Here is a 12,307-nt window from a genome sequence, read left to right as displayed (position 1 = left end):
CTTAAAGATATTTTGAACTACCGAATAAATATTGTAGCTCTTTAGTGATATTTCGGCTAACTCTTTATTATCTTCCTGCACTATGAGAATAATAATCGCTTCATTAATTTTTTTGCTTACCGCAGTAAACACATTCGCTCAAACCACCAATAGCTTACCAAAAAGTGAGAAGAAAGCTCTAAAGCAAGCAAAAAAGCTACGGAAACGATTGCTTAAAGGCGCAGATTTTAATCAATTGGCCAGAAAATACTCCGATGATCCAGGTTCTGGGTCTGTTGGTGGGGAAATGGGGCGCGTTCAATTTGGTCAATTTGTACCGGAGTACGATTCAACCGTCCTAGCCCTCGAAGTTGGCAAAATCTCTGAGCCATTTCGGACTAAGTTTGGCTACCACTTGATCGAGCTACTAGGTAGAAACGAGACCACGTTTACTTCTCGCCACATCTTAATTAAGCCTTGAAAGTTCCTGCATCTGCCCGAAGCCTTACGGATTAATCTTCGTATTAATTAGTATCTTAACGTCAGTTATTCAGGAAGTGGTTGATAAATAAGGTTTTATGTTGTCTGGAAGCGCAAAAAAGTCAAGGTCTGCAATAGAATAAAATCTCTGCTGTACAACAGAAAGAATATGCAAATCTTGACGGCGACAAAATTAACCGAAATTTTCGTAGAAACCGCGCTACAGTAGCCGCCGATTTCCTCCAAGAGTTACGCCTCTGTTTAGCCGACGAAGGAATCGCAGAGCCACATTGGCATTCACGCTTTTCCCGCAGTGAAATGATGACTGCCCTGATTGCCTATCATCATTCCGGAAGAAAGACACTTAAATACTTTTACTGTCAGAATGTACTAGACCCGATGTGTTAGACTTATTGATTTAGAACATACGCGTTCCAGCGGGGAACCGCACCTGCACCAATCAACTACTTATGCAATGTCTTTGCTGCGCTATCAGCCTACACCTTCGCTGATCAACATTCTAGAATTATTACTTTTGATGATAGAAACCGAATCCTAAACGCAGCATGATTTTGCATTATCGTTAGATAACCTGAATAACTGACGTTAATTTACACATCATCGCACCCCGGTAAGCTGATACGAAACTCCGTCTAGCTGTTCGAGGGCACCGAAAAGTTGTCCGTCGGGTTGCCAGCGGTACTTGCGCGACAGCATTTCTACGCTCATGCTTTCCTGTTCATCGTGTACGGTTACTTTTACCGGACAGTTTCCTCGGTACTCAGCCGATAGTGTCTCCAAGCGCTCAATCAGATTTTGGGTGAGTTGCTCGGCAGAAATACTGAGTTGAATGCCTCCGGTCATCTTTTCCCGAACTTCGGTAAGTAGTTGAACGGTTTGGGGACGAAGCTCCCATACCCCGGGTTTATTATAACGCTCCTCTACCCGCCCCTTCATATACACAAACTCACCTAGCGATAGGCGGTGACGGTTGCTTAGATAATCCTCACCGAAGAAGGCCAGATCGACCGAGGTTTGGTAATCTTCTATGGTGACCAAGGCGAAGGGTTTACCGCTATTCGTTTGACGCTCAGCACTTTTAGTGATAATTCCGGCTACCGAAACTTCCCGATTTTGGTAGCCCATTACCTTATCCAAGGTGCAGGTGCAGAAGCTCTCTATTTCCAACTTAAACTGATCGAGCGGATGCCCCGAAATATAGAATCCAGTAACCTCCTTCTCGAGTTTAAGCTTTTCCAGATCACTGTAAGGTTCACAGTCGGTTACCCGAGGTTTAGGTACTTCCAAACCGCCCACTCCGCCAAACAAAGAAACCTGAGCAGCTTCTTCTTCTTGCTGAAGGTTTTGAGCGTATTTGGCCGCTTTCTCTAATAACGATGAATCGCCCGGGGACGCGTGCAGATACTGCCGACGGTGCATATTAGGGAAACAGTCGAAGGCTCCGGCCATGGCCATGCACTCCAGCGTTTTTTTATTAACTGCTCGTAGGTTAGCCCGTTTAGTAAACTCAAAAATATCGGAGTATGTCCCTTGCTCATCTCGCTCTTCAATAATAGAAGCTACCGCACTTTCGCCGGCGCCCTTAATAGCTCCCAGCCCAAAGCGAATTTGCCGCTCCTTATTTACTCCAAAGTCAAAATCACTTTCATTGACATCCGGGCCGAGCACCTTAATTTTCATCTGCTTGCACTCGTCCATAAACAGCGTTACCTTATCGGAATTACTCATATTGTGGGTAAGCACCGCCGCCATGTATTCTTCGGGATAATTCGCTTTTAAATAGCCAGTTTGGTAAGCCACTACTGAGTAAGCTGCCGAATGCGAACGGTTGAATCCGTACTGAGCGAATTTCTCCATGATAGAAAAGACCTCTTCCGCTTTTTTCTTATCAATCCCGTGTTTTTCCTTAGCTCCTTCTACGAAGATGACTCGCTGTTTATTCATCTCCTCAATCTTCTTTTTACCCATCGCCCGACGCAACAAATCCGCACCACCCAGAGAGTAACCGCCCAGAATTTGCGCGGTCTGCATAATTTGCTCCTGGTAAACACAGTTGTGGACAATAATATTATTGGCTACAAAATTATGTATCTTGTCTACAGTGAGATCGTAGACGGCTTCACTACCACAAGCCTCTATTGATACAATTTGCTGCCAGTTGATCGGTAGCAACCGCTGAGTAGCAGGCAGAGAAATTTGCTGAGCTACCCCTTCTACAACAGTTGTACTGATGCGAGGATCTTTACGCTGAAAATGTTGCCGATCAATACCGTACGCTTTCATTAGACCACGAGCTGATTTGCCCGTAGTTTCCTTTATTTCTTGAAGAAAAGGTTGCCGCTCAACAGAGTTATGTCGAAACGCAGTTCCTTTAATAGATATATGCCCTTTGTGAGAAACCATAAATGGCTGAATAGCACCAGAAAATCGGTTTAGCTCGTAGGTGGTAACTTGGTATGAAGTCTGATCAGGACAAACATCATTCTTATAGGATGCCTCATAGATGACTGAAGGAATGCCCAAACGTAGCAAAAGGGTCTGTACATCTTGCGCCAACTGCGACGAAATAGTTTTGTAGTGACAAAGCTTCTTACCTACGTAGCCGTCACAATCCCACAACCCAGCTAAGAAATAAGCAATGTCTTCATCAGCCATTGTATAAATAAAGGATGGCACTGCTTTTTCGTGGCTACGTACTCCACAAGGGTACTTTCTGTGATCAGCCGAGCTTTTCAACCCAAGCTCCCGCATCCAGGCCAGCAAGCTAGTGGTAGCCCGACCACTTACTTTGCTTCTGATACCAACTCGCTTTACGTTTCTTACCTGCTTCACCACTACGGGTTGTACATCGTCAAAGGCCTGTAGTGCTTCAATGTACGCCTCAATAAGTTGCGGATCATGATTAACAAAGTCTACCGAAGTGCCACTTGCTAAGCTCCCATCAGCCGTCAGGAAAGCCAACACTCGCAAGCGGCAGCGATTGTACGAAGAAGGGGTGGTTGGAGAAAATAATTGAGGTGGAGTACCTACATAATCACCACTATTTAGTGCTTCTAATGGCTTCCATCCCTGCTCGGTATAAAAAAGATGATTTGCTGTAGCTTTTATCGTGGCTCCGTTGCGTAGCGTGAGTCGAAATACCGGATGAGTACCATTATCTAGCCAGTGAGTAACCCGAGCTGTAGTGGCTTGTCCTTGGGCATCAATTCCCTGCACTACAAAGTTTCCTGCTCTATCCTTTAGTTCGTCTAATCGGTGGGGAGCCCCTGTTTCAGCATCAAAAATTCGTGTGTCACCCGATAAACAAATGCCATAAGAATTTTTTAAAATAGGCTCAAGCAACTCATGCGGGTACTCTATATTTTCCTTCCCGTGCTTACGATCAATAAAGTTAGGGATGAACTGCATCGGCCCCGGACGGTACAAGGCGTTCATGGCAATCAGGTCTTCAATATCGGTGGGTTTGAGTTTGCGGAGCCACTGTCTCATTCCGTCCGACTCAAACTGGAAGGTGCCGATGGTATCACCCCGCTGGTACAGTTGGAATGTTTTTTCATCATCCAGCGGAATGGCATCGATATCAATATCCACACCATGGTTCTTTTTAATCTTTCGCAGTGCGGTTTTGATGATGGTAAGGGTTTTCAAACCCAAGAAATCCATCTTCAGCATTCCGGCTGATTCTACCACTGAACCGTCGAACTGAGTAACAAATAAGTCAGAATCCTTATCTGTTTTCACCGGGATGTACTCGAGCAAATCATCAGGAGCGATGATAACCCCAGCCGCATGAATTCCGGTGTTCCGTACTGAGCCTACCAGCGTATGTGCTAAATTAATTACTTCAGCTTGCTTGTCGGAGCCTCGCTTGATTTGCTGCAATTCGGGTACTTCTGCGAGGGCTTGGTCGAAGGTGGTTCCGGGTTTCTCTGGCACCAGTTTCGCCAGTCGGTTCGCATCTACCAGCGGTAACTCACTTACTCTAGATACGTCTTTAATTGACATTCGGGGAGCCATTGTACCGAAGGTTACAATCTGGGCTACTTGGTTTCGCCCGTATTTGTCAATTACATAATTAATTACTTCCTGGCGACCGTCGTCGTCAAAATCAATATCAATATCGGGCATACTGATCCGCTCAGGATTGAGGAAACGCTCAAAGAGCAAATCGTACTCAATGGGATCAATATTGGTAATTCCGGTACAGTAAGCCACTACTGAACCCGCTGCCGAACCCCGACCCGGGCCTACTGATACTCCCATATCTCGGGCAGCATTGATGAAATCCTGCACAATCAGGAAGTACCCCGGAAAACCCATGTCTTTGATGATCTTCAACTCATGGTCAAGCCGATCCTGAATTTCGGGGGTGATTTCGCCGTAGCGAGGCTTTGCACCTTCGTAAGAAAGATGGCGCAAATAATCGTTTTGGTCGGTAAAGCCGTCGGGAAGCGCGAACTTAGGCAGTAGAATATCCCGCTGTAAAGTTAGCTCTTCGGCTTTCTCCGCTATCTCAAAAGTGTTGGTAATGGCATCAGGTCGATCGGCAAAGAGTTGCTTCATCTCCTCTTCGGTCTTGAGATAAAACTCATGGTTAGGCATCCCGAAGCGAAAATTCCGCCCCCGACCGATGGGAGTAGAGAGTACTTCGTTATTTTTTACGCAAAGCAGCGTATCGTGGGCATTAGCCTCTTTCTGATTAGCGTAGTAAACGTTATTGGTCGCAATGACTTTTACGCCGTACTTATCAGCCATACGGAGCAGCACTTCGTTCACCCGGTCTTCTTCCTCTAGGCCGTGTCGCTGTAACTCTACATAAAAATCATTACCGAATACTTCTAGCCACCAGCGAAACGCTTCTTCCGCCTGGTGCTCACCGGTATTGAGAATCAGATCGGGAATTTCACCCGAGATGCCACCGGTAGTAGCAATTAAGTCTATGGCATATTCTTGAATCAGATCTTTATCTACCCGAGGAAAACCACCGTAGTAACCTTCAATGTAGCCCAGCGAACAAAGTTTCGACAGGTTCTGATAACCGTTCTGATTTTTAGCTAATAATAGCTGTACGGAGCGCTGGTCTTTAAAATCTTTGGTAAACTTCTTCTGATGCCGATCCTTTGTCATATAGACATCGCAACCGATGATAACCTTTACACCTTGTTTTTTTCCTTCGGCTACAGCTTTGAACGCCCCAAACAGATTACCCAAGTCGGTAACAGCAATGGCGGGCATATTGCGCTCCTTCGCCGCACTGACTAGCTGCTTGATACTGGCCGTACTTTGCAGAATAGAGTACTGCGAATGAACGTGCAAGTGGCTGAATGGAGCGGTTTCAATTTTGTTAACATCGACCTTCTTCCGCTGGGGTGGCCCAGCTACTTTAGACTTCTGAGGAGCATTCTGCGGCATATCCCGCAATGCCTTTTCTAAATCAGGTCGCTCGTAGGTAATTTCCGTTAACGGCGTACTATCAAACGGAGCAATAACCTGCTCTTTCAATAATCCGAAAAAGCAACGGGCAGTAGCGTCTACATCAAAGGCTGAATTATGTGCTCCGCTGAATGGCACACCGAACAGTTTTTCGTGTAGCTCAGATAGAGTAGGCCACTTGTATTTCCCGCCTCGCCCCCCGGGAATTTTACAGTAATCCGTGGAAGCATCCTTAGTATCTACTTTTTCGATGTTGAGCAGCGTAGTTTCTATCTGCGCTCGCAAAAACTCGGCTCCGGTCACATTTAGATCAAAATCGACATTGTGACCAATGGTTTGCCGGGTATGCTGAAGGTCTTCATTGAATTTAGTTAGTACTTCCGCCAACGGATGCCCCTCCGCCAACGCCCGTTGGGTAGAAATACCGTGTACTTTCTCAGAGTTGAAGGGAATCGTAAACCCTTCGGGCTTTACAATGTAGTCGTGTGCGGACTGTAAGCTACCGTCGGCATTATGCAATTGCCAAGAAAGTTGTACTAACCGGGGCCAGTTGTCCAGATCAGAGATGGGAGCATTATAGTCGCGGGGCAGACCGGTGGTTTCGGTGTCAAATATTAGGTACATCGGCAGACGTTCGTTTGCTTATTTATCAGTTCTAGTAACACGAAAGATACGCGGAGTAGTGCATTTATGCCACCCGTTTCTAAATAAATGCTTCAGTCCATTTGACTTATCCGGCTGATCTACCTTCGTGAGTGACTGGAAATAAGAGGCTTATTATTTAAGAGTGAAAGTAACAGTTGAAGACTATATCAGATCTTTGCTCATCCGATAATTGATCAGTTCTACTCCTTTTATCTGCTTTTGGTTTTCCCTTACCAAACTAAATCCTTGGCGGACAAAAAAGTTCTGGATCGTTTTACTAGCATCTGTGGTAATTTGAGGGTATCCAGCCCGAATTGCTTCTTGCTCCAATGCACCGTAAAGTAGATAGGCAATACCTTGGCGCTGATAATCTTTATGTACATAGAGAAAATCTAGGTAGCCGTTTTGGTCTAGCGAACCAAAGCCAGCAATAGTTTCGTCTACTGTGGCCACTATAAAGTACTGATTATCAATTGCCTGATGCCACCGTTTCTGATTATGTGCTGATGCAACCCAAACTGTTAGCTGCTTCGACGCATAATCTTGCCGGGCAACGTGCTCAACCGTTCCAGTGAACAGGCGCAGTATCTCCGGCAGATCGTGGGTGGTGGCGAGCCGTATCTTTATCTCGTCGGGCATTACTCCATAATGGTCATTCCATGATGGCCAACGTAGCATTGTCTAAGTGACCGTCGTAGATTTTTCGGTAGTAGACTTTCTTCTCAATGGCTTCAATTACCGTAGGAAAAAACTCTGTGCCTTGCTGCATTCCGGCCGACATCATGCCGCCCGGACTAAACACATTGATTTCCATCAGCTTATCGCCCACAATATCTAATCCGATCATAAACAATCCATCCTGAATAATCTTAGGGCGAAGGGCTTCAGCTAACCTAAGCATATCATCGGTGACTTCCGCTTTTTGCGGACGGCCTCCGGCATGCAAATTACTTCGGAAGTCATCCCCTTCGTTTACACGCTGAAAGCAGGCAATCTTTCCATCGTTCTCTAGCGGACGACCGTTGACCACGAACATGCGGGTATCGCCATCCTTAGCGGCGGGTAGGTACTCCTGCACAATGACAAATCCATTCCGGCTGATGGCTTCTACAATTTGGTCGAGGTTGGCCGCCTCTTTTCCCTTCACCATAAATACGTCTTTTCCTCCTGAGCCTTGCAGCGGCTTCAACACAATTTTCTGCTCGCACTCGTCGTAGAATCGCCGTACGTCATCTACGTTGCGAGTAATAATGGTGCGGGGCCGAACCAACTCGGGAAAATGCTGGAAGTACATTTTATTGAGCGCATTGTGTAGTGCCTCGGGATCATTGAGAACAATTACACCGTTACGCACAGCTATTTTTCCAAAAATTACTCCGGCACTTTGTGCCCAAGGGCGGTTTTCCCGGTCGTCGGACGGATCATTGCGGATGAACATGACATCCAAATCTTCGGACGTAATTTTAACAGGTTTCATGTCAGATTCAATCAGGCTGACACTAGAGTTTTCGTAGGCAGTTTGCATTTCGCCTAGCATCACTTCGGTAGACTTTACGCCTTCTTCTACCCGAAAGGCGCTGGCACCCATGTGGCCATTGGCTAGGTACATAAGGTCGCCTACGCCGGCAATATACGCTTCGTGCCCCATTTGCATCGCTTGGTAGGCCAGGTTGATCGTGGTATAGGTATGTATTTCGGTGGCGATGTCGTTTACAATAAACGCTATTTTCATAATTATAACAGGTTAAAAAGTAATTGGTGTAGTGGTTAAAAACTATCGGTCAAGTGTAAAAAACAAGGTAACTTTCTTTGAAAATCCCAACTCCCTAATTCATGTGTCGCTACTAGTTTTACACATTGTGGTAAAATGCTATTTATCTTTAGATTTGATTGTCTTTTCTGAACTCTTCAATGATTAATTGAGCACGTTTGAGGTCGGACTTGTAAATATATAATTCTACTTCATTTTGTAATGTTCCAAAACCAGCCAATCTTGCTGACTCAACATTGTCCTTAATTAAGGTCGGAATATTATTTTCATCTAAAAGAGAGGCAGCTCGATTAATAACAATTGAACTACCTATCAACATTTTTACGTGCTCATTCATCGTTTTTTCATCAATACTTTGCAACTACGTGATAAAGGCTTGTCAGAAGCTGTATTTTCTCAGTTAACAATTCTCTTAACAATGTCGGTAATTTCTGTAGTATTCCTGAATTCGTTTAGCTGCTGCTGGGCATTGACGTCGAACCAATAGCGAGGTCTGATGGCTGGAGGTTGTAAAATTCCTCGTTCCCGCAGTGCTTCAACAGTATCAATATGCTTTACCGCAATTTTACCCATCAGTAAGGGTTCTAAACTATTCCCCTGCTGTAAATGTTGCCAAACCCGGATAAATCCCCGTAGGTAAATAAGATCTTTAGTAAAGCCACCGGCCTGATAAATACGCGCTACGGTACTGAAAGCGGTGTGGGGCCGAAAGCCATGCTGCTCGGTGAGCAATGCGAACACATCCTGAAAAGACGTGTGCCGCATCCGTTCGTAAGCGACCACTACCCGGGCAGCAAGTAAACGCATTCGCAGTGGGTCTAGTCCACCAATAAGATACTCCGTGAGCACGGCTAACCCTTCTTGTAGTTCATCATAATCAGCCAATCCGAGCCGCATTAACCGTATGGGTTGTTGCGAGCCGTTGTAGTACGTGAGTACGTGGGTACCCACTTCGTGCTGAATCAACGCCTCTACACGACTTTGGCGCAGCATAATGGAGTTGGGAATGTACAGCTCGCCGTGCGAAACCATTAAACCCGGAATAGTACTCCCTAAATGAACCTTGGTGCCAAACCCAGGGTCTTGCTGACGATAAAAAGCAAACTCTTCCTTCACCCGCTGGGCAAACTGCTCGGCCGAATGAGTGCCCGCATCTACCTTTTGCACGGGTATTTCTTCCAGCAGAAGCTGAGCCAGTTGCAGTAGTTCTTCATCAATTGTTTTGTACAATCGGATGCTACTGTAGAGAAAACTTTCGGTACCGCGCTCACTGAGCATATCTAGTTGAATATCCAGTTCTTTTCGCTTATCGCGCAACAGAAAAGCCAGTCCCGGATCATGTACCGCATCAATATCGATACCGTACAGCACATGCTTGCGTTCTTCAGGATCGATAGGTAAAATAGGGTAATAAAACGCAGGTTCTTTCTGATAGTTTCCGGCTTGAAAATCTTGCCAGGCAGCATCCATATTGATGGCCGAAACCAGCATTAAAAAGCGGAACGATGACTCCAACTTGTAAAGTTGACGGTCGGCTTGCCAAAAAGCATCATCTACGGTGGTGCGACCTAAGGTGCGAGGGTGGGTAATTTTGTAGTTGGTTTGCACCCGTAAAAAAGTATACAATGCCTGTCGCAATGCCTTAGAAAAGGAGTCACGAAAGTTGCGTAGCAATACCGGATATGACTCGTCCTGCCCGGGATGCGCGAACATTCGGGGAAGTGACACCTGAATTCGAGTACCACCGTGCATATCAAGTAATTCATCAATACTTCCGTCGGGAAGGGCTCGCTGATTTTCAACAATGGTAAGGGCGTTATTCAGTGCTTTAAGAGCGTTTAGTTCTTCTACCAAGGTAGCTACGGTAGCCTGACTTTTTTGGTGGTGATACGAGATTTTGAGATCGGAGCGGGTAGCGGCATCAAATCGAATATCTAACAAGAGAAAAGCCCCGTATTGCCCGGCTCTCAGCGTAATTATCTTCTTCAGTAAATCCTGCACTGGTACTAAAGCATCAGGCTTATCGGGTACAATCAGGTAGGAAGATTCCCCCCGCACCAAACTGTTCAGTTCTAAACGGGCTTCTGGTTGATGGAACACAACTAGCACCGGAAGTGGTAAATCTAACTGAAGCCAATACCCTTTTTGAAGTTCCTGCTGAATGGGTTCACTATTGATGATTTTCTTTGTTATTTTCAGGTTATTATTGTCTTGCTGCATACTGCTATTAACTCAGGGGGTGAAAGGAAGTTCTGTTATCGCGCACAACTTTTACTAGCCGAGACGGTTAAATTAACGTATTACATCAGGGAAATTTAGCCCAATTGCTGCGCGATACTTTTGAGCATAAGCAATCAACAGGATAGTTCAAAACTTACACTCCGGAACACGCTAATACTAAAAACTATGAATAAACTAATATCTGTACCAATTATCCGCTGGGTGGCATTCGGTCTCTTCGTATTTACTTTACTGATGAACTATCTCTCTCAGGGCATATTATTTGAAGGAAAAACCATTGGAACAGTCTCGGACAAATACAGTACCCTAATTACCCCCGCTGGGTATGCTTTTGCTATTTGGGGGCTCATCTACTTGATGGTGGGAGCATATATTTATTATCAAACTTTTCAGGCAGAACCAGAGGAACCTTTCTACGATCGCATAGCCTTTCCCCTGATACTTAATTTTATTGCTAATAGTGGGTGGCTGGTTATTTTTCAATTAGAGCAAATCGCCTTAAGCTCTATACTAATGGTTACTATCTTGGTTACCCTTATTCAAGTGGTTATTCTCTGGACCAATGACCATAGCCTACCCGAAAAGCAACGACTACTGATGCGTATTCCCTTTAGTATTTATCTGGGTTGGATCTCGGTAGCTACAATTGTAAACTTTAGCCTAATGGCTAAATATACCGGGTGGGATGTGCCTGGCGTAAGCGAATCAAATTGGGTAGTAATTATGACTTCGGTGGGAGCGGCTTTAGCGATAATGGTGTTATTTGCCACCCGCAACTTGGTGTACCCACTGGTATTTGTTTGGGCTTACGTAGCTATTGCGGTAGCTCAACCTGATAATCAGCTGATTTTTACCGCTGCCTTAGGCTGGGCCGCTATTATCTTAATTTCTGATTTGGTATGCTTCATTCTTTGGCGAAAATCAAAGCAGGCGTTGGCTTAGGAACGATAAGGTAATAAAGTATCTAGGACTAGCCGTCCGCATTGAACGCCGGGATTTTAGGGCAAGACAAGCGGTTCTCCGCCGGGACACGAAAACTGAGCGGGCACGCCTAGTGATAGCCTAGCTATATGAGGCTTTTCGTAACGCCGTATCGCCCCAAAAGAGCAAGTGCAAACTGATACCTTTATTATGTTATCGTTCCTTAGATAAAATTGGGGTCATTACTTGACTATAAAATCACTACGAGCCAATCTGCTGGTATCATAAATTCCTTGTTGATGATTTCAACCTTTAAGTAATTTTTCTTGTCTCAGTAGTAAGCGCATTTTACAAAAACACTATGATGAGATTTTCGGCATTTGGACTGCCTCTGCTACTAATATTTACTAGTTGTCAGGAAAAAGATACTCAACTGGTTGAACCAGAGTCTGCTCTTTCGGTCGCCATTAATAAGGCAGAAACAATCTGCAATACCACTGAACTAACCTGGTTGCAAGAAATTGTTGAAAGAGCTGAAGAAGACAAACAGAGCCAAGTTCACCAGGGAAACTTTACAGGAAGAATTTACCAAGGCACCTACCAAAACGATTACGTGATTTTTGTTCGTATGGCGATGGGAAGCGGAGGACTGTACGGATATTTTTATCGTTGCGACGGTAGCCAAATTAATTTTAGCAAAGATAACCCTGACGAGGTAGAGGCATTTCTTCAAAGTATAGAAGAGGGTTCTCTCATCTATACCAACCTACCTCATGACTGAGACAGGTACTAACTGACCTTTCAGATTATTATAGC

8 protein-coding genes are annotated in these 12,307 nt (G+C 45.1%); 3 read left to right on the top strand and 5 right to left on the bottom strand.

Annotated features, from left to right (window positions below; genetic code table 11):
- Nucleotides 1-82: 82 nt before the first annotated feature.
- Nucleotides 83-460 carry a peptidylprolyl isomerase gene (locus P0M28_RS15095; protein ID WP_302210793.1) on the top strand — a complete coding sequence of 126 codons (378 nt, stop codon included), beginning with the start codon at nucleotides 83-85 and terminating at the stop codon, nucleotides 458-460.
- Nucleotides 461-1,077: 617 nt separating this feature from the next.
- Here P0M28_RS15095 and dnaE read toward each other — a convergent pair.
- From dnaE to P0M28_RS15065, 5 genes are all read right to left on the bottom strand, one after another.
- Entirely contained in the window at nucleotides 1,078-6,537 is a 5,460-nt protein-coding gene (dnaE, locus tag P0M28_RS15085) for a DNA polymerase III subunit alpha (RefSeq protein WP_436841391.1), read from the bottom strand.
- Nucleotides 6,538-6,720: 183 nt separating this feature from the next.
- Entirely contained in the window at nucleotides 6,721-7,197 is a 477-nt protein-coding gene (locus P0M28_RS15080; protein WP_302210792.1) for a GNAT family N-acetyltransferase, read from the bottom strand.
- Nucleotides 7,198-7,210: 13 nt separating this feature from the next.
- Entirely contained in the window at nucleotides 7,211-8,290 is a 1,080-nt protein-coding gene (locus P0M28_RS15075) for a glutathione synthetase (RefSeq protein ID WP_302210790.1), read from the bottom strand.
- 148 nt (nucleotides 8,291-8,438) lie between these two features.
- Entirely contained in the window at nucleotides 8,439-8,666 is a 228-nt protein-coding gene (locus P0M28_RS15070; protein WP_302210789.1) for a putative signal transducing protein, read from the bottom strand.
- Nucleotides 8,667-8,725: 59 nt separating this feature from the next.
- Nucleotides 8,726-10,549, bottom strand: a complete 1,824-nt coding sequence (locus P0M28_RS15065) for a peptidase MATCAP family protein (protein WP_302210787.1) — start codon at nucleotides 10,547-10,549, stop codon at nucleotides 8,726-8,728.
- A 186-nt stretch (nucleotides 10,550-10,735) separates the two neighbouring features.
- Here P0M28_RS15065 and P0M28_RS15060 point away from each other — a divergent pair, with 186 nt between their 5' ends.
- Nucleotides 10,736-11,512 (top strand): TspO-related membrane protein, encoded by a 777-nt coding sequence (locus tag P0M28_RS15060; protein ID WP_302210785.1) that lies wholly within the window; start codon nucleotides 10,736-10,738, stop codon nucleotides 11,510-11,512.
- A 340-nt stretch (nucleotides 11,513-11,852) separates the two neighbouring features.
- Nucleotides 11,853-12,272, top strand: coding sequence for a hypothetical protein (locus P0M28_RS15055; protein WP_302210784.1), 420 nt, complete (start codon nucleotides 11,853-11,855; stop codon nucleotides 12,270-12,272).
- Nucleotides 12,273-12,307 lie beyond the last annotated feature (35 nt).

Origin of the sequence: Tunicatimonas pelagia (assembly GCF_030506325.1) — a bacterium.
Lineage (GTDB): Bacteria > Bacteroidota > Bacteroidia > Cytophagales > Cyclobacteriaceae > Tunicatimonas > Tunicatimonas pelagia.
This window is presented reverse-complemented; position numbering and strand designations above follow the sequence as displayed.

Coding starts and splice junctions, on each gene's coding strand:
- P0M28_RS15095 (WP_302210793.1), top strand. CDS start 83: ATGAGAATAATAATCGCTTCATTAATTTTTTTGCTTACCGCAGTAAAC.
- dnaE (WP_436841391.1), bottom strand. CDS start 6,537: ATGTACCTAATATTTGACACCGAAACCACCGGTCTGCCCCGCGACTAT.
- P0M28_RS15080 (WP_302210792.1), bottom strand. CDS start 7,197: ATGCCCGACGAGATAAAGATACGGCTCGCCACCACCCACGATCTGCCG.
- P0M28_RS15075 (WP_302210790.1), bottom strand. CDS start 8,290: ATGAAAATAGCGTTTATTGTAAACGACATCGCCACCGAAATACATACC.
- P0M28_RS15070 (WP_302210789.1), bottom strand. CDS start 8,666: ATGAATGAGCACGTAAAAATGTTGATAGGTAGTTCAATTGTTATTAAT.
- P0M28_RS15065 (WP_302210787.1), bottom strand. CDS start 10,549: ATGCAGCAAGACAATAATAACCTGAAAATAACAAAGAAAATCATCAAT.
- P0M28_RS15060 (WP_302210785.1), top strand. CDS start 10,736: ATGAATAAACTAATATCTGTACCAATTATCCGCTGGGTGGCATTCGGT.
- P0M28_RS15055 (WP_302210784.1), top strand. CDS start 11,853: ATGATGAGATTTTCGGCATTTGGACTGCCTCTGCTACTAATATTTACT.